General features: G+C 67.7%; 21 protein-coding genes and 1 tRNA gene. 20 read left to right on the forward strand and 2 right to left on the reverse strand.

All coding sequences use genetic code 11. The features are described from left to right. Nucleotides 1-74 precede the first annotated feature (74 nt). Nucleotides 75-656, reverse strand: a complete 582-nt coding sequence (locus LG334_RS11375; RefSeq protein ID WP_404386188.1) for an NYN domain-containing protein — start codon at nt 654-656, stop codon at nt 75-77. Nucleotides 657-871: 215 nt separating this feature from the next. Between LG334_RS11375 and folK the strand changes: the two genes are divergently transcribed. The 12 genes from folK (at nt 872) to LG334_RS11435 (ending at nt 12,116) form a co-directional block, all read left to right on the forward strand. After that, on the forward strand, nt 872-1,384 hold the full coding sequence (folK, locus tag LG334_RS11380) for a 2-amino-4-hydroxy-6-hydroxymethyldihydropteridine diphosphokinase (RefSeq protein ID WP_404386189.1): 513 nt from the start codon (nt 872-874) through the stop codon (nt 1,382-1,384). Nucleotides 1,385-1,474: 90 nt separating this feature from the next. Beyond that, nucleotides 1,475-1,936: a DNA-directed RNA polymerase subunit omega gene (rpoZ, locus tag LG334_RS11385; protein ID WP_404386191.1), complete on the forward strand. Its 462-nt coding sequence runs from the start codon at nt 1,475-1,477 to the stop codon at nt 1,934-1,936. Between the two features lie 87 nt (nt 1,937-2,023). After that, nucleotides 2,024-4,201, forward strand: a complete 2,178-nt coding sequence (locus LG334_RS11390; RefSeq protein WP_404386193.1) for a RelA/SpoT family protein — start codon at nt 2,024-2,026, stop codon at nt 4,199-4,201. A gap of 142 nt (nt 4,202-4,343) precedes the next feature. Next, nucleotides 4,344-5,009, forward strand: a complete 666-nt coding sequence (locus LG334_RS11395) for a DUF2062 domain-containing protein (RefSeq protein ID WP_404386195.1) — start codon at nt 4,344-4,346, stop codon at nt 5,007-5,009. Next, nucleotides 5,006-5,749, forward strand: coding sequence for a pyridoxine 5'-phosphate synthase (locus LG334_RS11400; RefSeq protein ID WP_404386197.1), 744 nt, complete (start codon nt 5,006-5,008; stop codon nt 5,747-5,749). The genes LG334_RS11395 and LG334_RS11400 overlap by 4 nt, the downstream gene beginning before the upstream one ends. A 42-nt stretch (nt 5,750-5,791) precedes the next feature. Beyond that, the gene (gene acpS, locus LG334_RS11405; protein WP_404386360.1) at nt 5,792-6,211 is read left to right on the forward strand and encodes a holo-ACP synthase; all 420 of its coding nucleotides are present in this window, start codon (nt 5,792-5,794) and stop codon (nt 6,209-6,211) included. Nucleotides 6,212-6,336: 125 nt separating this feature from the next. Further along, nucleotides 6,337-7,077, forward strand: a complete 741-nt coding sequence (gene lepB / locus LG334_RS11410; RefSeq protein ID WP_404386199.1) for a signal peptidase I — start codon at nt 6,337-6,339, stop codon at nt 7,075-7,077. Between the two features lie 17 nt (nt 7,078-7,094). Further along, nucleotides 7,095-7,784, forward strand: coding sequence for a ribonuclease III (gene rnc / locus LG334_RS11415; RefSeq protein WP_404386201.1), 690 nt, complete (start codon nt 7,095-7,097; stop codon nt 7,782-7,784). Between the two features lie 2 nt (nt 7,785-7,786). Then, nucleotides 7,787-8,749 (forward strand): GTPase Era, encoded by a 963-nt coding sequence (gene era / locus LG334_RS11420; protein WP_404386362.1) that lies wholly within the window; start codon nt 7,787-7,789, stop codon nt 8,747-8,749. A 23-nt stretch (nt 8,750-8,772) separates the two neighbouring features. Further along, nucleotides 8,773-8,970 carry a hypothetical protein gene (locus LG334_RS11425; protein WP_404386203.1) on the forward strand — a complete coding sequence of 66 codons (198 nt, stop codon included), beginning with the start codon at nt 8,773-8,775 and terminating at the stop codon, nt 8,968-8,970. A gap of 18 nt (nt 8,971-8,988) precedes the next feature. After that, entirely contained in the window at nt 8,989-9,708 is a 720-nt protein-coding gene (gene recO, locus LG334_RS11430; protein WP_404386205.1) for a DNA repair protein RecO, read from the forward strand. Between the two features lie 86 nt (nt 9,709-9,794). Beyond that, the gene (locus LG334_RS11435; RefSeq protein WP_404386207.1) at nt 9,795-12,116 is read left to right on the forward strand and encodes a DNA topoisomerase IV subunit A; all 2,322 of its coding nucleotides are present in this window, start codon (nt 9,795-9,797) and stop codon (nt 12,114-12,116) included. Between the two features lie 80 nt (nt 12,117-12,196). Here the strand turns inward: LG334_RS11435 and LG334_RS11440 are convergent, their stop codons facing one another. After that, nucleotides 12,197-13,402 carry an ABC transporter substrate-binding protein gene (locus tag LG334_RS11440; RefSeq protein ID WP_404386209.1) on the reverse strand — a complete coding sequence of 402 codons (1,206 nt, stop codon included), beginning with the start codon at nt 13,400-13,402 and terminating at the stop codon, nt 12,197-12,199. Between the two features lie 223 nt (nt 13,403-13,625). Between LG334_RS11440 and ssb the strand changes: the two genes are divergently transcribed. The 8 genes from ssb to LG334_RS11480 all read left to right on the forward strand — a co-directional run bounded on the left by ssb (nt 13,626) and on the right by LG334_RS11480 (nt 22,791). After that, on the forward strand, nt 13,626-14,183 hold the full coding sequence (gene ssb / locus LG334_RS11445; protein ID WP_404386211.1) for a single-stranded DNA-binding protein: 558 nt from the start codon (nt 13,626-13,628) through the stop codon (nt 14,181-14,183). Nucleotides 14,184-14,345: 162 nt separating this feature from the next. Beyond that, entirely contained in the window at nt 14,346-15,410 is a 1,065-nt protein-coding gene (gene dctP / locus LG334_RS11450; protein ID WP_404386213.1) for a TRAP transporter substrate-binding protein DctP, read from the forward strand. Continuing rightward, nucleotides 15,410-17,554, forward strand: coding sequence for an ATP-binding protein (locus LG334_RS11455; RefSeq protein ID WP_404386215.1), 2,145 nt, complete (start codon nt 15,410-15,412; stop codon nt 17,552-17,554). The genes dctP and LG334_RS11455 overlap by 1 nt, the downstream gene beginning before the upstream one ends. Before the next feature lie 175 nt (nt 17,555-17,729). Continuing rightward, complete coding sequence (gene gyrA / locus LG334_RS11460; RefSeq protein ID WP_404386217.1) at nt 17,730-20,540, forward strand: DNA gyrase subunit A; 2,811 nt, start codon at nt 17,730-17,732, stop codon at nt 20,538-20,540. Then, complete coding sequence (gene coaD / locus LG334_RS11465) at nt 20,533-21,063, forward strand: pantetheine-phosphate adenylyltransferase (RefSeq protein WP_404386219.1); 531 nt, start codon at nt 20,533-20,535, stop codon at nt 21,061-21,063. The genes gyrA and coaD overlap by 8 nt, the downstream gene beginning before the upstream one ends. A gap of 82 nt (nt 21,064-21,145) precedes the next feature. After that, entirely contained in the window at nt 21,146-21,697 is a 552-nt protein-coding gene (locus tag LG334_RS11470) for a peptidylprolyl isomerase (protein WP_404386221.1), read from the forward strand. Between the two features lie 99 nt (nt 21,698-21,796). After that, nucleotides 21,797-21,872, forward strand: a tRNA-Lys gene (locus LG334_RS11475). Nucleotides 21,873-22,026: 154 nt separating this feature from the next. Further along, a complete protein-coding gene (locus tag LG334_RS11480) occupies nt 22,027-22,791 on the forward strand; it encodes a Crp/Fnr family transcriptional regulator (RefSeq protein ID WP_404386223.1) in 765 nt (254 codons plus the stop codon). Nucleotides 22,792-22,808 lie beyond the last annotated feature (17 nt).

Here is a 22,808-nt window from a genome sequence, read left to right on the forward strand (position 1 = left end):
GCATGAAGGCCGACCGGAGCGCTCCGGTCGGCCTCATTTTTTTCCTGCGGGACCGAGCGGCGGCGAAGGAAGGGCTACTCGTCGCCTTGCTGCGGCGCCTGTGGCGCCTGCGGCGGCTGGCGGTGCGGCACCACGCGGCTGATGGAGGGCTCGAGGTCCAGCAGTTCCACGAAGTTGTCGGCCTGGCGGCGCAACTCGTCGGCCACCATGGGCGGCTGGGACCGCACCGTGGAGACGACCGTCACGCGCACGCCCTTGCGCTGCACGGCCTCCACCAGACGGCGGAAATCACCGTCGCCGGAAAACAGGACGATGTGGTCAACGTGCTCGGCCATCTCCATGACGTCGATGGCGAGTTCGATGTCCATGTTGCCCTTGATCTTGCGCCGGCCGGTGGCGTCGGTGAACTCCTTGGTCGGCTTGGTGACCATGGTGTAGCCGTTATAGTCCAGCCAGTCCACCAGCGGGCGGATGGGAGAATACTCCTGGTCTTCCACCAGCGCGGTGTAATAGAACGCGCGGATCAGGCGGCCTTTGGCTGCGAACAACTCCAGCAGGCGCTTGTAATCAATGTCGAAGCCCAGCGACCGGGCGGCGGCATAGAGGTTCGAGCCGTCAATGAAGAGCGATATGCGTTCCGACGGATAAAAGATCATTGGTCATTATCCTTGTCCAAAAAATGTGTCTGCCCGGTGACCCGTGCGACGGGGTCCGCGAAATATCGGCGGCTTTGAAATGGGGTCCGACGATAATGCGGGCGCGGACCTCGGGCCTCGCCTTCGGCGATACCCTGAGTTAAGGGTAAGGGCCCGGGCGCGCGCGCGCAAGCGAGCCCTGGCGTGGACACACTACGCATGAAGGAGGCGTCCCGTTGAAGCCAGACGGCCCGGTTCTGATCGCCCTCGGGGCCAACCTTCCAAGCCGCCTCGGCGGCCCGCGCGAGACGCTGGCGGCTGCGCTGGACGACCTTGCGGCGCGCGGGGTGCGGACCGTTGCGCGCTCGCGCTGGTACCGCACGCCGCCGTGGCCGCCGTCGGACCAGCCATGGTACGTCAATGCCGTCGCATGCGTGGCGACGGACCTTGACCCGGCAGCGCTCCTGGCCGTGCTGCACGCCGTCGAGCATGACCTGGGACGCGCCCGCACGGTGCCGAACGCAGCCCGTCCGGTGGACCTGGACCTGATCGCACATGGAACGCATGTGATGGAGGGCAACATCACCGTGCCGCATCCGCGCCTGCAGGAGCGGGCCTTCGTTCTGCTGCCCTTGCGCGATGTGGCGCCCGGTTGGGTGGACCCGCGCTCGGGCCGGCCGGTGGACGATCTGGTCGCCGCATTGCCGGCCGATGACGTCGCTGCCTGCGAGGTGATCGAGCAGGCCTGAACACCCGGAATGGCCTTGCTTTCTCCGGGGCGGACTCATATATAGTCTGCTTCCGTTTCGTTGTTTCGTCTCGTTTTTCTGGAGTGCTCGATGGCCCGCGTTACCGTCGAAGATTGTGTCGATAAGGTCTCCAACCGCTTCGAACTGGTGCTGGTCGCCGCCCAGCGGTCGCGGGACGTGTCCGCCGGCGCGCCGCTGACCGTCGACCGGGATAACGACAAGAACCCCGTCGTCGCCCTGCGCGAGATTGCCGAGGAAACCGTCGCCGTCCCCGAGTTGAGGGAAGGCGTCATCAACGGCCTTCAGCGCCACGTCGACGAGGACGAACTGGAGGAAGAGGCGTTCGAGCAGTTGGAGGGCCGCCAGCTTTCCAGTGAACTGGGCGATGCGAGCCCGGTCGAGGAAGTCGACGCCGACGCGCTGACCACCCAGGAGGAAAGCTCCACCCTCGACGAGGAAGCCGATGCCATGTCGGCGGAGGACATGGGCGTGGCCCAGGCCACCGACGACACCGAAGGCACCGCCACCGACGAGGGCCAGGAGGAACTCTAAGAGGGTTCCGGAGGACGTCATGGCGCGCGCGGCCGATTTCTTCCAGGGGGCGGCGGCCGCCGCCCGCCGGGCGGAGGGCCTTGCGCCATGATGCGCCAGTTCGAACTGGTGGAGCGGGTTTCGTCCTACGACCCGCAGGCGGACGAGGACGCGCTGAACCGCGCCTACGTCTTCGCCATGAAGATGCACGGCTCGCAGCTGCGGGCCTCCGGCGACCCCTATTTTTCCCATCCCGTGGAGGTCGCCGGCATCCTGACGGACTACCGTCTGGACTGCGCGTCGATCATCACAGCACTTCTGCACGACACCATCGAAGACACGCCGGCGACGCTGGAAGAGATCGAGAAGCTCTTCGGCAAACAGGTCGCGCGGCTGGTGGATGGCGTCACCAAGCTGACCCGCATCGAACTCACCTCCGACAGCGCCAAGCAGGCGGAAAATTTCCGCAAGCTGCTGCTGGCCATGTCCGAGGATATCCGGGTCCTGCTGGTCAAACTGGCCGACCGCATGCACAACATGCGCACGCTCCACTTCATCAAGAAGCCGGAGAAGCGCCAGCGCATCGCGGCCGAGACCATGGAGATCTATGCGCCGCTCGCCGAGCGCATCGGCATGGACGCCTGGAAGATGGAACTGGAGGACCGCGCCTTTGCGGAACTCCACCCGGATGCGCGCGAGTCCATCATGACCCGCCTCCAGTACCTGCGGGAGCAGGGCGGCGGGCTTGTCGACAGCATTCTCGCCGAGCTGAAGCGGGTGCTGGCCGAGTCCGGTGTCGAGGTGGAACTGTCGGGCCGCGAGAAGTCGCCCTTCAGCATCTACAAGAAGATGCAGATGAAGGACGTCGCCTTCGAGCAACTGTCCGACATCATGGCGTTTCGCATCATCGTGCCGAGCGTCGAGGACTGCTACCGCGCGCTGGGCGTCATCCACGGCGCGTATCCGATGGTGCCGGGGCGGTTCAAGGACTATATCTCCACGCCCAAGCCCAACGGCTACCAGTCCCTGCACACGGGCATCATCGGTCCGGAAAAACACCGCATTGAGGTGCAGATCCGCACCAAGGCCATGCACGAGATCGCCGAGCTGGGCGTCGCGGCGCACTGGTCCTACAAGCAGGGCGCGCCCAACGTGGAAGGGCGGCAGTACCGCTGGCTGCGCGAATTGCTGGAAATCCTGGAGCACGCCAGCGGCCCCGAGGAATTCCTGGAACATACCAAGCTGGAGATGTTCCAGGATCAGGTCTTCTGCTTCACGCCCAAGGGCGATTTGATCGCGCTGCCGTCGGGGGCGTGCCCGGTGGACTTCGCCTATGCCGTTCATACCCAGGTGGGCGACACCTGCGTGGGGTCGAAGGTCAACGGCCGCATGGTGCCGCTGCGGACCGTGCTGCACAACGGCGACCAGGTGGAGATCATCACCTCGAAGGCGCAGACGCCGTCGCCGGAGTGGGAGCGCTTCGTCGCCACCGGCAAGGCGCGTGCCCGCATTCGCCGCTTCATCCGCAGCGCCGCGCGGGCGCAGTATGTGGAACTGGGCCGGCAGCTGCTGCAGCGGACCTTCAAGCATGAAGGCTACGACCTGACCGAAAAGGGCCTCGACGGCGTGCTCAAGCGCTTCAAGGCCGATTCGGTCGAGGACCTTTATGCCATCGTGGGCGAGGGCACCCACACCGCGCAGGAGGTGCTGGGCGCCGTCTACCCCGGCGTGAAGACCTCGCGCATCGAGAACGTGGTGCAGTTCTTCCGGCGCAAGCGGGGCGGCGGCGCGGCCGGTGACCGCAAGGTGGACGGCCAGCGCACGGCAATGGGCCCCGGCGCGGTGGAGATCAAGGGGCTTATTCCCGGCATGGCGGTGCACTATGCCCGCTGCTGCCATCCGCTGCCCGGCGATCGCATCGTCGGCATCGTCACCACCGGGCGGGGCGTGACCATCCACACCATAGACTGCGACCAGCTGGAACAGTTCTCGGACGAGCCGGAACGCTGGCTGGACCTGGCGTGGGAGGGCGACAGCGGAGCCCGCACGCACATCGGCCGGGTGAAAATGGTCGTCGCCAACGAACCGGGGACGCTGGGCACCCTGTCGACGGTGATCGCCAAGAACCTGGGCAACATCACGAACCTGAAAATCCTCAACCGCACCACCGATTTCTTCGACATGCTCATGGACATCGAGGTGCGCGACGTGAAACACCTCACCAACATCATCGCTGCCCTGCGCGCCAACGCGGCGGTGAACACGGTGGAGCGGGCGCGCCAGTAAGGCCGTTGCCGATGCGCTGCGGGGGGATTAGGGTCGGCCCGCGGGCTGGACCGGTGCCGGTCTCCGCACAATATCGGAAGCATGGAAACCTCACCCGGCGGGCCTGTCCGGCGCGCCTCCGTTCAGGACCTCTCACCCCGCGATGTTCAAGCGCCGTGTCCCAAAGACGTTTTCCGTCAAGGTACGGGACTTCGTATGGCCGCGCCCGGGCTGGCGCCGGCTGGGGCGGCTGTATGCGCTGAAGCTCTACCGCCTGCAGGGCACGGCGGGGACCATCGCGGCGGGATTTGGCTGCGGCGCGGCGGTGTCCTTTCTGCCGCTGGTGGGCTTTCACTTTCTGGTCGGGGCGGCGCTGGCCTGGGCGCTTCGGGCCAATGTTCTGGCCTCCGCCATCGGCACGATCGTGGGCAACCCGTGGACCTTCCCCTTCATCTGGATTCTGAGCTGGCACACCGGCACCTTTCTGCTGGGGCAGGAAACCCAGTCAGCCCAGGCTCTGGACTTCGGTGCCGTGTTCGCCGCGTTGTGGGAAGGCGTCATCACCACCGACGCCAAGATGCTGGTCGAGAACGTGTGGCCGGTGTGGTGGCCCATGCTCGTCGGGTCGCTGCCCTGGGCGCTGCTGGCCTGGGCGGCCTGTTATTTCCCGCTGAAACGGCTCCTGACATCCTATGACCGCATCCGCACCATGCGGCGCCTGGAGCGCCTGGCCGCGCTGACGCAAACCGCCGAGACAGGCGGCGAGGGTGTCGGCGCCGGTGACCCCGATAAAACCGCAAACGCGCAAGCCTCGGAGGGCAAGAAGTGAGCAACGGCATTCGTCTCGGCGTCAACATCGACCACGTCGCGACCGTGCGCAACGCGCGCGGCGGCCGGCATCCCGATCCGGTGCGGGCCGCCCAGGTGGCGACCGAGGCCGGCGCCGACGGCATCACTGCACATCTGCGCGAGGACCGCCGCCACATCCGCGACGATGACATCGCGCGGCTGATGGACACGCTCACCCTGCCGCTCAACTTCGAGATGGCTGCGACGGCGGAAATGGTCGGCATCGCGCGGCGCCACAAGCCGCACGCCTGCTGTCTTGTGCCGGAAAAGCGCGAGGAACGCACCACCGAAGGCGGCCTGGACGCCGTCGGCGGGTTCGAACACCTCAAGCCCATCGTCCATGACCTGGGGGCGGCGGGCATCCGCGTGTCGCTGTTCATCGAGCCGGATGCGCGCCAGATCAAGGCGGCCGCCGACCTGGGCGCGCCGGTGGTGGAGCTGCACACGGGCTCCTACTGCGACGCCGAGAGCGAGACCGGGCGCGCCCGCGAGCTGGAGCGCATCGTCACGGCCGCCGCCGAGGCGGAAAGCCTGGGCCTGGAGTGCCACGCAGGCCACGGACTGAGCTACGCCACCGTCAAGCCCATCGCGGCCATTCCCACCATCGCCGAGTTGAACATCGGCCACTTCCTGGTGGGCGAGGCCATCTTCGGCGGCCTGCCCGAGGCGATCCGCGGAATGCGGGCGTTGATGGACGAGGCGCGCGCCGGCGTGCTGTAGACCGTTCAACGCCTCCGAACACAGAGGAGACCCGTCGTCGTGATGATCCTGGGCCTGGGCAACGACCTGATCGACATTCGCCGCATCGAGAAGACGCTGGAGCGCTTCGGAGAGCGCTTCATCAACCGCATCTTCACGGAGACGGAGATCGCCAAGGCCGAGCGCCGGCGCGAGGCGGGCCGCCAGTATCCCGGCACCTACGCCAAACGCTACGCGGCCAAGGAGGCGGCCTCCAAGGCGTTGGGCACCGGCTTCCGGCGCGGGGTCTACTGGCGCGACCTGGGGGTGGCGAACCTGCCCAGCGGCCAGCCCACCATCGTCATGACCGGCGGCGCACTGGAGCGCCTGAAGGAGATGACGCCGCCGGGCATGGAGGCGCGGATCAACTTGACCTTGACCGATGAATACCCTATCGCCGAGGCCATGGTCATCATCACCGCCGTGCCCGCCGGCAGTGCCTGACGAAAGTGCGGCCCGAGCCGGATGAACCGCCGCCTTGACTTGTGACGCGCGGGCTGGCTTGATCCTTGCGGCCTGCCGCGCGTCGTTCGGCGGGATTTTCTTGTTTATCAACAGGGTGAGAGCGCTTGTTTAACGACAAAAAGAAGTCGGGCGGCTTCGGCGAGACGGTCCGCACGATCATCTACGCCGTGCTCATCGCCGTGGTGGTGCGCACGGTGGCGTTCGAGCCCTTCAACATTCCGTCCGGGTCCATGATCCCGTCGCTGCTGATCGGCGACTACCTGTTCGTCTCCAAGTATTCCTACGGCTACTCGCGCCACAGCTTCCCCTTCGGCCTGCCGCCGTTCGAGGGCAGGATGCTGGAGGACCCGCCGGAGCGGGGCGATGTGGCGGTATTCAAGTATCCGCGCGACGACCGCACCGACTACATCAAGCGCGTCATCGGCCTGCCCGGCGACACGGTGCAGATGAAGGCCGGCCGCCTGTACCTCAATGGTGAGGAGGTGCCCCGCGAGCAGGTCGAGGACTATGTCTTCCGCGACGCCCACGGCAACACGCACCGCTTCAAGCAGTACATCGAGACGTTGCCCGGCGGCACGCAGCACCGCATCATCGAGGCCAGCGAAACCAGCATGTCCGATGACACGCGGCTGTACACGGTGCCCGAGGGGCACTATTTCATGATGGGCGACAACCGCGACAACTCCGCCGACAGCCGCGCCGACGTGGGCTTCGTGCCGCTGGAGAACTTCGTGGGGCGCGCCGAATTCCTGTTCTTCTCCAACGACGGCACCGCCCGCCTGTGGGAGGTCTGGAAGTGGCCGTCCGCGATCCGCTGGTCGCGTTTCTTCGATTCTGTTGACTGAGGTTCCACGTAGCCGGCATGACCGCCACAGTTCCCGCCGATCGCGCCCGCCTTGAGAATGGCCTGGGCCACCATTTCAAGAATCCCCGCCTGCTGGCCGAGGCCCTGGCCCATCGCAGCGCCGGCGGCCCGTTTCCCGTGGGGTACGAGCGCCTGGAGTTCCTGGGCGACCGGGTGCTCGGACTGGTGGTGGCCGACATGCTGCTGGCCCGCTATCCCGAGGAGGCCGAGGGTCCGCTCGCCCGCCGCCATGCCGCGCTGGTGCGGAAGGAGGCGCTGGTGATCGTCGCCGACCGCCTCGACCTGGGCGCCCACGTCCAGTTGTCGCGCGGCGAGGAGGAAGCGGGCTCGCGCAACTCCGCCAGTCTCAAGGCCGACGTCTGCGAGGCCGTCATCGGCGCGCTGTACCTGGACGGCGGGCTGGAGGCGGCGCGCCGCTTCCTGCTCAGGGCGCTGACCGACCTGATGGAAGCCGATGTCCGCCCGCCCAAGGACGCCAAGACCGCGCTGCAGGAATGGGCCCAGGGGCAGGGCAAGCCGTTACCGGCCTATGAGACGGTGGAGACCACCGGGCCGGCCCATGATCCCCGTTTCGTCGTTGCCGTCACGGTCCAGGGCATCGCGCCCGCCACCGGCACCGGGACTTCCAAGCGAAAGGCGGAGCAGATGGCCGCCGAGACGCTGCTCGCCAAGGTGACAGGCCAGTGACCATGACCCCCTCCGACACGCCCGAGACCAACGACAACGAGCCTCTGCCCGCGCGCGCCGCAGAGGGGCCGGAGCCCACCCGCGCCGGCTTCATTGCCGTCCTGGGCGCCCCCAACGCCGGCAAGTCGACGCTGGTCAACACGATTATCGGCACCAAGGTCAGCATCGTCTCGCCCAAGGTGCAGACGACGCGCTCCATCGTGCGCGGCATCGCCATGGAGGGCCAGTCGCAGCTGATCTTCGTGGACACGCCGGGCATCTTCAAGCCGAACCGCCGCATGGAACGCGCCATGGTTTCCGCCGCCTGGACAGGCGCTGCAGATGCCGACATGGTCATGCTGCTGGTGGACGCGCGCCGCGGCTTCTCCGAGGACGTGCGCGCCATCATCGACGGCCTGCTGGAGGCCAAGCGCAAGGCCGTTCTGGTCATCAACAAGATCGACGCCGTGCCCCGCCCGTCGCTGCTCAGCCTGTCGGCGGAGTTGTTCGACACCGGCGCGTTCTCGGATGTGTTCATGATCTCGGCGCTGAAGGGCGACGGCGTGCGCGACCTGGTGGACTACCTGGCCGCGCGGATGCCCGAAGGCCCCTGGCTGTTCCCCGAGGACGAGGTGTCGGACCTGCCGCAGCGCCTGCTGGCGGCCGAGATCACCCGCGAGAAGCTGTTCCTCAACCTGCATCAGGAGCTGCCCTACAGCGTCTCCATCGAGACCGAATCGTGGGAGGAGCGCAAGGACGGCAGCGTGCGCATCGACCAGATCATCTACGTCATGCGCGACAGCCAGCGCTCCATCGTGCTCGGCAAGCAGGGCGCACAGATCAAGCGCATCGGCGCCGCCGCGCGAACGGAACTGGAAGCGCTGCTGGAGCGCCGCGTCCACCTGTTCCTGCACGTGAAGGTCGCCGAGGACTGGCACGAACGCCGCGACCATTACACGGCCTGGGGCCTGGACTTCGACGCCTGAGCGGGCAGGGGAGGCGACACGCCATGTCTCTGGCGCTGGGCATGATGGTTCTGGGACTGGGTGTGGTGCTTCTAGGCACCATGATTTCCCTGCGTGACCGCCGCGCCCGGCGGGGCGAGGCGCGCACGGCCGCCCAGGTCAATGCCGATGCGCTCATGCTCGGCTTCGGCATATCGGCCATGGTGCTGGGCCTGGGCGCGGTTGCCATCGGCGTGCTGTAGGCCCCGGGGAGGAGGCGCATGGACTGGCGGGACGAAGGCATCGTGCTGGCGGCCCGCCGCCATGGCGAAACCAGCGCCGTCGTTCATGTCCTTACGCGGGAACACGGGCGCCACGGCGGGCTCGTGCGCGGCGCCTCGGGCAAGGCGGCGCGTGGCCTCTGGCAGCCGGGCAACCTGCTGGACGTCACCTGGCGCGGCCGGCTGGAGGAGCACCTCGGCCAGTTCACCGGCGAGCTTCTGGATGCCCGCGTGGCCGGTCTGATGGCCGACCGCGATCGCTTGGCCTGCCTGGCCTCGGTCTGTGCCCTGGCGGAGAACGCCCTGCCGGAGCGCGAGCCCCATCCCCTGCTGTTCGAGGGCCTGCGCCTGCTCATCGACGCGCTCGCCCGCGACGACGGCTGGGCGCCGCTGACCGTGCGGTGGGAAGCCGCGCTGATTGCCGAACTGGGGTACGGCCTGGACCTGTCCGAATGCGCCGCCACGGGCGCGACGGAGGGGCTGGCGTGGGTCAGCCCGCGCACCGGGCGGGCGGTCTCGGCCGAGGCGGGGGTTCCATATGCCGACCGCCTGCTGCCGCTGCCGGGGTTCCTCATCGATGCCGAGGCGCCGACGGATAGACCGGCGGTGGTGGCGGGGCTGCGGCTGACCGGCTTCTTCCTGGAGCGGCGGCTGTTCCCCGCGCTCGGGCGGCCGGTTCCGCCGCAGCGGGCACGATTTCTTGACCGGATGACCGGTTGATCCCCTATATTTCGATCCACCGAAGGGCGTAGCCTCAGGCTCCCGCCGCCCCATGCACGCAGAAGGCAGAGAAGCGCACCCACACGATGACGACGAAACCCGCCAAACCCGAGGACATCCGCCCCGCGCCGCTGGCCGATGCGCTGAGCGAGCGTTACCTGGCTTACGCGCTGTCGACCATCGTGTCGCGGTCGCTGCCCGACGTACGCGACGGCTTGAAGCCGGTGCACCGCCGGCTTCTGTACGCCATGCGCCTGTTGCGGCTGGACCCGGGGCAGGGCTTCAAGAAGTGCGCCCGCGTGGTCGGCGACGTCATCGGTAAGTACCACCCGCACGGCGACACGGCCGTCTACGATGCCATGGTGCGGCTGGCGCAGGAATTCGCCGTGCGCTATCCGCTGGTGGAGGGGCAGGGCAACTTCGGCAACATCGACGGCGACAATGCCGCCGCCATGCGATACACGGAAGCCCGCCTGACGGAAGTGGCCATGGCCCTCATGGAGGGCCTGGACGAGGATGCGGTGGACTTCCGCGGCACCTACGACGGCGAGGAGCAGGAGCCCATCGTCCTGCCGGCGGCCTTCCCCAACCTGCTGGCCAACGGGTCGTCGGGCATCGCGGTGGGCATGGCGACCAACATCCCGCCGCACAACGCCGGCGAACTGTGCGATGCGCTGCTGCACCTCATCAAGAAGGCCAAGAGAAGGGAAGAGTCCGGCGCTCCTGCCGACGAGGGTGCTTTGGCTGAAGTGTCCTTGCTGGAGTACGATCTTGGCGCGGGCGTCAAGAGCGAGGACCTGCTGCAATTCGTGCAGGGCCCCGACTTCCCGACCGGTGGCGTGCTGGTAGAGACCGCCGACGCCGTTCGGGAAGCCTACGCCACCGGGCGCGGCGGCTTCCGCGTGCGGGCGAAGTGGGAGGTGGAGAAGCTGTCCCACGGCCTGTGGCACATCGTCATCACGGAAATTCCCTACCAGGTTCAGAAGTCCAAGCTGATCGAGCGCATCGCCGACCTGCTCAACGCCAAGAAGCTGCCCATTCTGGGCGATGTGCGCGACGAGTCGGCCGAAGACGTGCGCGTCGTGCTGGAGCCGCGCTCGCGCACCGTCGATCCCGACGTGCTCATGGAGCACCTGTTCAAGCAGACCGACCTGGAAATCCGCTTCGGGCTGAACATGAACGTGCTCGACGCCGCCGGCGTCCCGCGTGTTCTGTCTCTGAAAGAGGTGTTGCTCGAGTTCCTCCATCACCGTGAGGTGGTGCTCAAGCGCCGCTCGGAACACCGGCTGGGCAAGATCAACCACCGGCTGGAGGTGCTGCAGGGCTACATCATCGCCTTCCTGAACCTGGACGAGGTGATCCGCATCATCCGCGAGGAGGACGAGCCCAAGGCCGAACTGATGAAGGCCTTCGAGCTGACCGACGTCCAGGCCGAGGCGATCCTCAATATGCGCCTGCGGTCGTTGCGCAAGCTCGAGGAAATGGAGCTGAAGCGCGAGCACGACCAATTGTCCGAGGAGAAGGAGGGCATCGAGGCCCTGCTGGGCGACGAGGGCTTGCGCTGGAAGACGATCGCCGGACAGATCCGGGAAACAAAGAAGAAGTTCGGCCAATCCACCGAACTGGGCCGCCGCCGCACCGAAATCGGAGAGGCGCCCTCGGCCGTCGTGGTGCCGCTGGAGGCGCTGGTGGAGCGCGAGCCCATCACTGTGATCCTGTCAGAAAAGGGCTGGATCAGGGCGGTGAAGGGCCATGTGGACGTGGGTGCGGAAAACAGCCAGCGTTTCAAGGAAGGCGACAGCCTCAAGCTGGCCCTGCACGCCCAGACGACCGACAAGATCCTGGTGTTCGGCACCAACGGCCGCTTCTACACCATCACCGGCGACCGCCTGCCGCGCGGGCGTGGCTTCGGCGAGCCCGTGCGCCTGATGGTCGACCTGCCCAACGACAGCGATATCACGGCCATGCTGGTCTACCGGCCGGAAAGCAAGCTGTTGCTCGCGTCGCGCTCGGGCCGGGGCTTCGTGGTGTCGGAAGACGAGGTCGTGGCGCAGACGCGCGGCGGCAAGCAGGTGCTCAACCCGGGCAAGGACGACACGGCGACCCACTGCGTCGCGCTGACCGAGGGGCAGGACAGCGTCGCGGTGGTCGGCGACAACCGCAAGCTCCTGGTCTTCGACCTGGAGGAAGTGCCGGAAATGCAGCGCGGTCGGGGCGTGATCCTGCAGAAGTACAAGGACGGCGGCATGCGCGACCTGACCGTCTTCCGCGCCGAGGCTGGTCTGTCGTGGAAGTGGGGCGAGAAGACCCGCACCGAAACCGACCTGACGCCCTGGCGCGGCAAGCGGGCAGGGACCGGCAAGCTGCCGCCGTCGGGCTTCCCGCGCTCGGGACGCTTCTCGGGGTAGCGCCCTTGGGGCTTTCGACCATGAAAAAGGCCCGCGGATCGCTCCGCGGGCCTTTTCCGTGAGGGTATCGGCGGGGCCGATCAGCTCTCGGGCAGGAAGATGCGCTTGGAAACGATCTTGCCGTCCTCGACGGTCCACTCCTCGTAGGTGCCCAGCACGTCGCCGTTGACGTCGAAGTTCACCGGGCCGGCGGCGCCCTGGTAGTCGATGTCCTGGCCGTTGGCGATCAGCTTCTTGGCCTTCTCCCACTCGCCCGGAAGAACCTCGATGCCTGGGGGCGACGAGACGTCGCGCAGGGCGTCGCGCACGGCCTTCGGGTCGTCGGAGCCGGCCTTCTCGGCGGCCAGCGCCAGCAGGAAGGTGGCGTCATAGGCGCTGTCGATGTAGGGCTTCGGCGGCAGTTCGCCGAACTCGGCCTCATAGGCCTCCTTGAACATCTCCGCGCCCTTGCCGGCGGCGGCCGGGGCGGTGCCCACCGAGCCGTTCATGTAGTCGGCGCCGATTGAGTCGATGATCTCGGGCGCCTTCATGCCGTCGGACAGCACGAACTTGCTGAAGTAGCCGCCTTCCAGGGCCTGGCGGATGATCGTGATGCCGTTCTCGGGGTAGCCGATCAGCACCAGCGCGTCGGCACCGCCCTCGGCGGCGCGCTGCAGTTCACCGCGATAGGACGCCTGGCCCTTCTCGTAGGCCACGGAGCCGGCGATCTTGCCGCCCGACGCCTTGTAGGCCTCGCTGAAGGCCTGGGCCAGGCCGGCGCCGTAGTCGTTGTTGATGTAGACCACGCCGACGCTCTTGTGGCCCTGGGTGTTGGTGATTTCCGACAGGGCGATGCCCTGCACCGCGTCGGTCGGCACCGTGCGGAACAGGAAGTCGTTGTCGTTCAGCGTAGTGATCTCGGGGCTGGTGGACGCGCCCGAAATCTGCGGCACGCCCGCCTGCGAGGTGACGCTGGAGGCGGCCGGGATGGTCACGCCCGACGACAGGGCGCCGACGATGCCCGCCACGCCCTCGACGTTGACCAGCTTCTGCGCGGCGTCGACGCCGACCTGCGGAGTGGTCTGGGTGTCGCCGACCGCGATCTCGGCGTCACCGCCCAGCACGCCGCCCTGCTCGTTGATGTGCTTGGCGGCAAGCTTGATGCCGTTGAGCGAGGTTTCGCCATAGGCCTGCAGGTCGCCGGTCAGCGGCACCAGGGCGCCGATCTTCATCTCGGCCATGGCCTGGCCGGCCCCCAGGGTGAGCGCAAGCGCCGAAACGGCGCCGATGGCTGCACGCTTGATCATATTTGCAAAGCCTCCGCTTGTTTGTCTGCGCCAAACGATCGCCGCTGGCGCGCGAACGGTAAGAATATCAGGCGGTAAGCCGTTGGCAACCTCTTGAAACACAGCCCGGCGGTCGGATACCGAACAGCCGTCGAACACGGGGCTTTGCGGCGCCGACGCGACCGGTTAGAGTGTGCGGCCATTCGCGATTGAACGACGACTCCAGACAAACGAGACCCCTTTCATGGCAGGCAGCGTCAACAAGGTCATCCTGGTCGGCAACCTGGGCCGCGACCCGGAAGTCCGCACCATGCAGAACGGCAACAAGCTGGTGAACCTGTCCATCGCCACGTCCGAGACGTGGAAGGACCGCCAGACCGGCGAAAAGCGCGAGCGCACCGAGTGGCACCGCGTCGTGATCTTCTCGCCGCCGCTGGCCGACATTGCCGAGCGCTATCTGCGCAAGGGCTCGTCCGTCTACATCGAGGGCCAGCTTCAGACCCGCAAGTGGCAGGACCAGAACGGCCAGGACCGCTACTCCACCGAGGTCGTGCTGCAGCCCTTCAAGGGCGAACTGACCCTGCTGGGCGGCCGCGGCGGGGAAGGCGGCGGCGGTGGCCAGGGTGGCGGCTACGGTGGTGGCGGCGGCGGCTACGGCGGCGGTGGCTACGACCAGGGCGGTTACGACCAGGGCGGCTTTGGCGGCGGCCAGGGCGGCGGCGGCCGCGGACCCGGCGGCGGCGGTGGTGGCGGCGGCTGGGAGCCCCCGCCGTCCGACCTGGACGACGAAATCCCCTTCTGATCGCCCCTTTGGCGATCCCGACAGCAAGGCGGCCACCGCTCCAGCGGGGCCGCCTTCGTCTTGGCCATATATCGCCACCGCCCGTCCGAGTTCGCTTGCCGTCGTTTGGCGGTTGGCATACCTTCTGATTAGAAGTGGTATAAACGTTCTGAGGGGGTGGCCATGCGCGTGGGGTGCAATGGCCTGTTCCGCCAAGCTTCGCGGCCGGCGGCAACCGCCATGCTCATGGCGGGGCTTCTGGCGATCCTGGCGGTGGGGATCGGCGGACGCGCGGTGGATGCACGCGCAGCCACACCAACCATCCGCATTTCAACGGAAAACACGGCCGATCACGTTCAGACGCGGGTGCTGCGCCTGTTCGCGGAGCGCCTGCAGGACCGGCTCGACGGCCGGGTGACGGTGGAGGTCCACGACAGCGCAGCGCTCTTTCGCGGGCGCGACGTGGTCGAGGCCGTCGCCGCCGGCCGCGTCGATGTGGCGGCGCCGGGCATGTGGCACCTGGACCGGTACGAGCCCGACTTCGCGGTCTTCCTGCTGCCCATGTTCTACGGCCGCGAGGACGCCATGAACCATGCCATCCGCGACGGGGCGGCGGGACGGAGCCTGAACACCCGGTTGGAGGCGGCGACGGGCGTTCACGTTCTCGGCCGCTGGATCGACCTTGGCAGGACGCACCTCTTCACACGCAGCGCGACCATCGAAGGCCCCGCCGACATCAAGGGCCTGCGCCTGCGAGTCGCGGGCGGAGAGGGCAACGCCGCCCGCATCCGGGCGCTGGGTGCCGAAGCGGTACTGATCCCCTGGCCGGACCTGCCGCCCGCCCTGGAAGCGGGCTCCGTCGACGGAACGCTGACGAGTGCCGGTACGGTGGTCAGCGCCAGCCTGTGGACACGCGGCATCGACGGCGCCTACCTGGACAGCCAGTACTTCGCCCAGTACGTACCCATCGTTTCGCCGCGGCTGTGGGCCCGCCTGCCCGACGACGTGCGCACCGCCATGACCGAAACCTGGGATGCGGTGGTGGAGGACGGGCGCGCCCTGGCCGCTGCCGCGCAGAAAGACGCCGTGGCGCGGCTGGAGGCGGAGGGGGTGCGCATCGTCCGGCCGTCGTCCGCGGTGCTGGCCGAGACGCGGGCGGACCTCATGACCCATCAGCCCGGGATCGTCCGCGCGCTGGGGCTCGATCCGGCGTTGGTCGAAGCGGTGCGCACCGCGCTGGAGCGGTGATGCCCGCCGCCACCGACAGCGCGGCCCGGTCCCGCCGCGTCACGCTTGCCGCCGTTCTCGGGGCGGTCGGCCTCTGCGCGCTCGGCCTTTTCGCCGGCACCTCGGTCCTGTTGCAGGAGCGCGCCGCGACGCTGCGGCTGGCGCAGATCGACGCCACGCATCTGGCGCGGCAGGTGGCCTCGGACGCCGCCATGCTGGCGCTGTTCGGTGACAAGGCGGCGGTTGACGCCAACCGGGTCGCCTACCGCAACCCTCACCAGCCCGCCCGCATCGACTTCGACCTGGACAGCCAGGCGGCGTTGCTGCCGGGCATGCACTCGGGTGCCGTCTTCGGCTCGCGCGGTCAGCGCATCGCCGCAAGCGTGCGCTTCCCCGAGGTCTCCCGATCCTGGCGGCAGCAGGTTCTGGAACGGCACCGCGACGGCTGGGAGGACATGATCATCTCGTCGGCGCGGGAAACGGGCGTCCCGGATACCATTGCGATCAGCCGTGCGCGGTGGAATGACGCCCGGTCCTTCGAGGGCTACGCCGTCTCGCTGGTGGACCTGAGCCGCCTGGAAGAATGGGCGGCGGAGCAGGCCCGCATGTCAGGTGCGACGGTCATGCTCATGCTTGCCGACGGAACCGTTCTGGCGCCGCTCGCGAACGGCGGGCCGACGCCGGTCGACGACACCGCAGCGCTGCGCCGGCGGCTCTCCGCGGCGCTTAAGAGCCTCCGCAACGGCGAAGACGCCGACCCGGAGAGGGCGCTCGAAGCCGCCGGCGCCGTGGTCGGGATGGGACTGGCCAGGGACTTTCCGCTGATCGGCCTCGTCGAGATTGCGCGCGAGGGCGTGCTGGCGGACTGGAGCCGCCGCCGCGACATCGCCGCGGCCGGCGGCGTCGTGATGGTGCTGGCCGTGGCCCTGGCGCTCGCCCTGTTCGTCCGCGGAGAGCGCCGGCGGGCGCGCGCCGAGAAAGGGCTTCGCCTGAGCGAGGAACGCCTCGGTGCCGCGCTCGCGAACGGCAACCTCAGCCTCTGGGACTGGAACGTGGTGACCAACAGCGTCGTCTTCGGCCCGCGCCTGCCGGCCATGCTGGGATACCGGCCCGGCGAGGTGGACCTGTCGGTGCAGGGTTTTCAGGCGCTCATGCATCCTGAGGACAAACCGCGCGCGATGGCGGCACTCATGGCGCATGTGGAGGCTCCGGCGAACGGAGTCTTTGCGGCCGAGCACCGCCTGCGCCGCAAGGACGGCGGCTGGACCTGGATCGCCGACCGCGGGCGGGCGGTGGAGGTCGACGCGCAGGGACGGGCGGTGCGCGTCATCGGCGTTCATGCCGACATTACCCGACGCAAGCAGGCGGAGACCGCGCTGCGTGAAAAGTCCCGGGCGCTGGAGGACAGCAACCGCGACCTGGAGCAGTTCGCCTACATCGCCTCGCACGACTTGCAGGAACCGCTGCGCATGGTGTCGTCCTACCTGTCGCTGCTGCTGCGGCGGGAAGGCGACCGGCTCTCGGACAAGGGGCGTGGCTATGCTGAAACAGCGGCCGACGGCGCGAAGCGCATGGGACAGCTGATCCGCGACCTGCTGGAGTATTCCCGTGTCGGCACCCGGGGCGAGGACCCGACCCCGCAGGACACGGCCGGCATCCTGGCCGAGGCGGTGGACAACCTGGGCATCGCCGTGGCCGAGTCCGGGGCCGCCGTCACCGTGGCGCCCGATGCGCCGCCGGTGCTGGGGGACCGCTCGCAGCTGGTGCGGCTGGTGCAGAATCTGGTGGGCAACGCCCTGAAGTACCGCGCCCCCCACCGTGCGCCCGTCATCTCCGTCGACTGGCGCCTGGAGGAGGGTGAGGACGAGGAAGCAGGGGGCGGAAGGGTCATTCTGTCGGTGACGGACAACGGCATCGGAATCGATCCCGCGGACTTCGACCGCCTGTTCCAGATTTTCCAGCGCCTGCACGCCCGCGACGAGTACGACGGCACGGGCATCGGGCTGGCCGTCTGCCGCCGTATCGTGGAGCGTCACGGCGGCCGCCTGTGGGTGGAGTCGGTACCCGGCGAGGGCAGCACGTTCCATGCCGCCCTGCCGCGCGCCGCCGAAGCCCCCGCGACCGATGACGCGGACGAGACGCCTGTGCGGGCGCTGGCGTCGTAAAGGCTGCCGGGCGGGCGCCGAAGGGGTAAGAAACGTTGCCGTATCTGCCCTCATTTGCTAGTTTTTCCGCCCCGGTTACGGCACCGCGACCGGATGGTGCCGCTCCGGGGACACTTCGCGCCGGGACCGCGCCGGCGCCGCACATTCGCCCAGTCATCCATTTCAGGCCACAGCATTGACGAACCCCCCGTCCACTCCGCCCGAGTACGACGTCACGCAGGTCGCCATCGAGGACGAGATGAAACGCTCGTACCTCGATTACGCCATGAGCGTGATCGTCAGCCGTGCCCTTCCCGACGTGCGCGACGGCCTCAAGCCCGTGCACCGGCGCATTCTCTACGCCATGAAGGAAAACGGGTACGAGTACAACAAGCCCTACAAGAAGTCGGCGCGCATCGTCGGTGACGTGATGGGTAAGTACCACCCGCACGGCGACAGCGCGATCTACGACGCCATGGTCCGCATGGCGCAGCCGTGGTCCATGCGGCTGCCGCTGATCGACGGGCAGGGCAACTTCGGCTCCATGGACGGCGACGCCCCGGCGGCCATGCGTTACACCGAGGCGCGCCTGGCCAAGGCCGCGCATTCGCTGCTGGACGACATCGACAAGGAAACGGTCGACTTCCAGGCCAACTACGACGAAAGCTCCTGGGAGCCCATCGTCCTCCCGGCACGCTTTCCGAACCTGCTGGTCAACGGCGCGGGCGGCATCGCCGTGGGCATGGCGACGAACATCCCGCCCCATAACCTGGGGGAGGTGATCGACGCCCTGTGCGCCATGATCGACGATCCGTCGATCTCGGAAGAGGATATTCTGTCCATCATCCCCGGCCCGGACTTCCCGACCGGCGGCACGATCCTGGGGCGCTCGGGCATCCGGTCCGCCTACACCACGGGCCGCGGGTCGGTGGTCATGCGGGCGCGCTGCCACATCGAGGAACCGTCCAAGGGGCGCGAGGCCATCATCGTCACCGAGGTTCCGTACCAGGTGAACAAGGCGACGATGCAGGAGAAGATGGCCGAACTGGTGCGCGACAAGCGCATCGAGGGCATCTCCGACATCCGCGACGAGTCCGACCGCCACGGCGTGCGCGTCGTCATCGAGGTCAAGCGCGACCACGTGGCCGAGGTGGTGCTCAACCAGCTCTACCGCTACACGCCGCTGCAGACCAGCTTCGGCGTCAACATGCTGGCCATCAACGGCGGCAAGCCCGAGATGCTGCGCCTGGTCGACGTGCTGCGCGCCTTCATCCAGTTCCGGGAAGAGGTCATCCGCCGGCGCACCATCTACCTGCTGCGCAAGGCCCGCGAGCGCGCCCATACCCTGGTGGGCCTGGCGATCGCGGTGGAGAACATCGACCCCGTCATCGAACTGATCCGCGCCGCGCCCGACGTCAACACCGCCAAGGACCAGCTGATGGCGAAGTCCTGGCCGGCCGGCGACGTCGAGCCGCTTGTGGAACTCATCGCCGACCCCAGCCACCAGGTCATCGACGGCAAGTACAAGCTGTCCGAGGCTCAGGCCAAGGCCATTCTGGAACTGCGCCTGCAGCGCCTGACCGGCCTGGAGCGCGAGAAGATCCACGGCGAACTGCGCGAGATCGGCGGCGAAATCGAGGAATATCTTGCCATCCTGCGCTCGCGCGAGCGGATGTTCGAGATCATGCGAACCGAACTGGTGGAAATGAAGGAGGAGTACGCCACTCCCCGCCGCACCACCATCGAGGAGAGCGAGTTCGAGGCCGACATCGAGGACCTGATCCAGCGCGAGGACATGGTCGTCACGGTCACCTCGTCGGGCTACATCAAGCGCGTGCCGCTGACCACCTACCGCGCCCAGCGGCGCGGCGGCAAGGGCAGGGCAGGAATGCAGACGCGCGACGAGGACGTGGTGACCCGCGTGTTCGTCGCCAACACGCACCAGCCGGTGCTGTTCTTCAGCTCCACAGGCATGGTCTACCAGATGAAGGTCTGGCGCCTGCCGCTGGGCAACCCGCAGTCGCGCGGCAAGGCCATGGTGAACCTGCTGCCGCTGAACGAGGGCGAGACGGTCTCCACCGTCATGGCCCTGCCCGAGGACCAGGAGACCTGGGGCGACCTGCACGTCATGTTCGCCACCAGCGCCGGCACGGTGCGGCGCAACAGCCTGTCGGACTTCACCAACATCAAGTCCAACGGCAAGATCGCCATGAAGCTGGAGGAGGGCGACAGCCTGATCGGCGTCGCCACATGCTCCGACGCCCATGACGTTCTGCTGGCGACGCGGAACGGCAAGTGCATACGCTTCCCCATCGGCGGCGTGCGCCTGTTCGCCGGCCGCACGTCCATGGGCGTGCGCGGCATCCGGCTGGCCGAGGGCGACCATGTGGTGTCGCTGTCCATTCTGCGGCATGTGGAGTTCGACATCGAGCAGCGCGACGCCTACCTGCGCGTCGCCAGCGCCCTCCGCCGTGCCAACGGCAACGGCGCCGAGGAAGGCGGCGAGGCTCACGAGGTGGACCTGGACGCCGTGCTGGCCGAGCACAGCCTGACGCGCGAGCAGTTCGACACCTTCGCCGAGGCCGAGGAATTCATCCTGACGGTCACGGAGAACGGCTACGGCAAGCGCACGTCGGCCTTCGAGTACCGCATCACCGGCCGCGGCGGGCAGGGCATCACCAACATCGACACCGGCGCCCGCAATGGCCTGGTGGTGACCAGCTTCCCCGTCTCCGACACCGATCAGGTGATGCTGATTTCCAACGCCGGGCAGATCATCCGCATGGGCGTGCACGACATCCGCATCGCCGGCCGCAACACCCAGGGCGTGACGCTCTTCCGCACCGCGCCCGATGAATCGGTGGTCTCCGTCGCCCACCTGTCGCTGGACGGCACCGAGGCCGAAGAGGCCGGGTTGGAAGAGGGCGAGGACGGCGAGGGGCCGGACGCCGGCGAGAACCCGGAGGCCGAGGGCGGCGCCGAGGAAGGAGGCGAGGGCAATGGCTGATCGCGTCGGCGTTTATCCCGGCACGTTCGACCCCATCACCAACGGCCACCTGGACATCATCAACCGGGCGACCAAGCTGGTGGACCGGCTGATCATCGGGGTGGCGGTGAACGCCGGCAAGGGCCCGCTGTTCACGCTGGAGGAGCGGGCGGACCTGACCCGCGCCGCCGTCGACGCCCTTCCGAACAAGAACGGCTGCACCATCGAGGTCCGGCCCTTCGACAACCTGTTGATGCATTTTGCGGCCGAGTGCGGTGCGCAAACCATCATCCGGGGCCTGCGCGCCGTCTCGGACTTCGAATACGAGTTCCAGATGGCCGGCATGAATGCCCGCGTGAACCCGCGCATCGACACGGTGTTCCTTATGGCATCGGAACGCTGCCAGTTCATCTCCTCCCGCTTCGTCAAGGAGATCGGGCGGCTGGGCGGCGACATATCCACCTTCGTGCCCGAAACGGTGCGCAAGGCGCTGGAAAGCCGCTTCGCCGAGGAGAAGGCGGCCGCCGGCGGCAATGCCACCTGACCCGTTCAGGCGGCGAGGGTGCCGAGCCCTCGCCGCCGATTATCAGCTCACGCACCCGCGCCTGCGGGAAAAGGATGTATCCATGCTGAACCGCATTCTGAGCGCACTGATCGGAGTTTTCCTCATCATGACCGCGTCCCAGACGGCCTCCGCCGCCGATCCCGAGAACACCCTGTACATGGACCTCGAGCACGGCCGCGTGGTCATCGAGATGCGCCCGGACCTGGCGCCCAAGCATGTGGCCCGCATCAAGGAACTGGTGCGCGAGGGTTTCTACGACGGCACGCCCTTCCACCGCGTGATCCCGGGTTTCATGGCCCAGGGTGGCGATCCGACGGGCACCGGCACGGGCGGCTCGGGCCAGAACCTGCCGGCCGAGTTCTCCAACGAGAAGCACGTGCGCGGCACGGTCTCCATGGCGCGCGCGGCGAACCCCAACAGCGCCGACAGCCAGTTCTTCATCGTCTTCGAGGAAGCCCCGCACCTGAACGGCCAGTACACCATCTGGGGTCAGGTGACCGAGGGCATGGAGCACGTGGACCAGATCAAAAAGGGCCTGGGCTCGCAGAACGGCATGGTGCCCTATCCCGACCGCATTCTGGAAATGCGCGTCGCGGCCGACGTCAAGGAGTGATTTGGGCCGGGGTGCTGCGGCGTAAGGGGCCGGCGGGACAGCGATTTTAAGGGCTTGACCCGCCGCCCCCGGTTTCCTAGATTGCCGCCTCCCCGGTGAGGGCCCGTAGCTCAGTTGGTAGAGCAGCTGACTTTTAATCAGCGGGTCACAGGTTCGAATCCTGTCGGGCTCACCAGTTAAACCCCGTCAAGTCAATGGCTTGGCGGGGTTTTCTTGTTTGACGGCCGGGGGTGCGGCGGACGCCTTGCCGTGGAGCGCCCGGCACGATACACAGGGGGCAAGGCCGCGCCCAGCCGGTTCGGCCCGTGGCGTCGTTTGGCGAGGGTATCATGAACCAGATCGGCCATTTGGCAGGGGCGACGATGCAGTGCGCCGGCCAGTCCAGTTCCGAGGCCGGCCGTCGGGCGCAAAGGTGCCGATCCTGTACCGTCCGGAAAAATGCGCTGTTCGTAGGACTTTCCCCCACGGAACTCGACGAGATCGCGCCGGCCGTGCCCGATATCGTCGTTCCGGCGGGAGAGACCCTCTATGACGCCGAGAGCCGCGCCGATTCGCTTTTCATCATCCGGCGCGGCGTCGTCAAGCTGGTCAACTACCTGCCCGACGGGTCTTACCGGATCGTCCGGCTGGCGCGGCGCACCGATGTCCTGGCGCTTGAGACCCTGCTCGGGGAGCCCTGCGACCATACCGCCGAAGCGCTGACCGAGGTGGAGGTCTGCCGCGTTCCGATCGGCGTCGTCCGAATGGTGATGGAGCGGCAGGCCTGGCTGTCGACGCGGATGATCCACCACTGGCACCTCGCGGTCCAGACGGCGCACGGCTGGTTGACCCGCTACGCCACCGGAGGCGCCCGACAGCGCATGGCCCGGTTTCTAGCCGACCTGCACGACGAATGCGTCAGCGAGGCTTGCCCGCGGCCGTGCTTCGAGGTTCCGTCGCGCGATGACGTGGGAGCGATCCTTGGAATCACGAAGGAAACCGCCAGCCGCCTCATCTCCGATTTCCGGCGCAGCGGCCTTCTGTGCAAGGTGGACGCGCGTCGGATCGAGGTCGACCGGGAGCGGCTTGAAGAGGTCGCGGCGGCGGAAGCGTAGTCTCGGAGGCGGGCTCG

The sequence above is a fragment of the Caenispirillum salinarum genome (assembly GCF_044803115.1).
GTDB lineage: Bacteria > Pseudomonadota > Alphaproteobacteria > Rhodospirillales > Rhodospirillaceae > Caenispirillum > Caenispirillum salinarum_A.

What these genes read in the sequence shown, in the direction of transcription:
- LG334_RS11390 (WP_404386193.1), top strand. Translation starts at nt 2,024, where the DNA reads ATGATGCGCCAGTTCGAACTGGTGGAGCGGGTTTCGTCCTACGACCCG.
- LG334_RS11455 (WP_404386215.1), top strand. Translation starts at nt 15,410, where the DNA reads ATGCCCGCCGCCACCGACAGCGCGGCCCGGTCCCGCCGCGTCACGCTT.
- LG334_RS11395 (WP_404386195.1), top strand. Translation starts at nt 4,344, where the DNA reads ATGTTCAAGCGCCGTGTCCCAAAGACGTTTTCCGTCAAGGTACGGGAC.
- LG334_RS11425 (WP_404386203.1), top strand. Translation starts at nt 8,773, where the DNA reads ATGTCTCTGGCGCTGGGCATGATGGTTCTGGGACTGGGTGTGGTGCTT.
- acpS (WP_404386360.1), top strand. Translation starts at nt 5,792, where the DNA reads ATGATCCTGGGCCTGGGCAACGACCTGATCGACATTCGCCGCATCGAG.
- LG334_RS11440 (WP_404386209.1), bottom strand. Translation starts at nt 13,402, where the DNA reads ATGATCAAGCGTGCAGCCATCGGCGCCGTTTCGGCGCTTGCGCTCACC.
- era (WP_404386362.1), top strand. Translation starts at nt 7,787, where the DNA reads ATGACCCCCTCCGACACGCCCGAGACCAACGACAACGAGCCTCTGCCC.
- LG334_RS11470 (WP_404386221.1), top strand. Translation starts at nt 21,146, where the DNA reads ATGCTGAACCGCATTCTGAGCGCACTGATCGGAGTTTTCCTCATCATG.
- rpoZ (WP_404386191.1), top strand. Translation starts at nt 1,475, where the DNA reads ATGGCCCGCGTTACCGTCGAAGATTGTGTCGATAAGGTCTCCAACCGC.
- LG334_RS11480 (WP_404386223.1), top strand. Translation starts at nt 22,027, where the DNA reads ATGAACCAGATCGGCCATTTGGCAGGGGCGACGATGCAGTGCGCCGGC.
- dctP (WP_404386213.1), top strand. Translation starts at nt 14,346, where the DNA reads ATGCGCGTGGGGTGCAATGGCCTGTTCCGCCAAGCTTCGCGGCCGGCG.
- LG334_RS11375 (WP_404386188.1), bottom strand. Translation starts at nt 656, where the DNA reads ATGATCTTTTATCCGTCGGAACGCATATCGCTCTTCATTGACGGCTCG.
- recO (WP_404386205.1), top strand. Translation starts at nt 8,989, where the DNA reads ATGGACTGGCGGGACGAAGGCATCGTGCTGGCGGCCCGCCGCCATGGC.
- ssb (WP_404386211.1), top strand. Translation starts at nt 13,626, where the DNA reads ATGGCAGGCAGCGTCAACAAGGTCATCCTGGTCGGCAACCTGGGCCGC.
- LG334_RS11435 (WP_404386207.1), top strand. Translation starts at nt 9,795, where the DNA reads ATGACGACGAAACCCGCCAAACCCGAGGACATCCGCCCCGCGCCGCTG.
- rnc (WP_404386201.1), top strand. Translation starts at nt 7,095, where the DNA reads ATGACCGCCACAGTTCCCGCCGATCGCGCCCGCCTTGAGAATGGCCTG.
- coaD (WP_404386219.1), top strand. Translation starts at nt 20,533, where the DNA reads ATGGCTGATCGCGTCGGCGTTTATCCCGGCACGTTCGACCCCATCACC.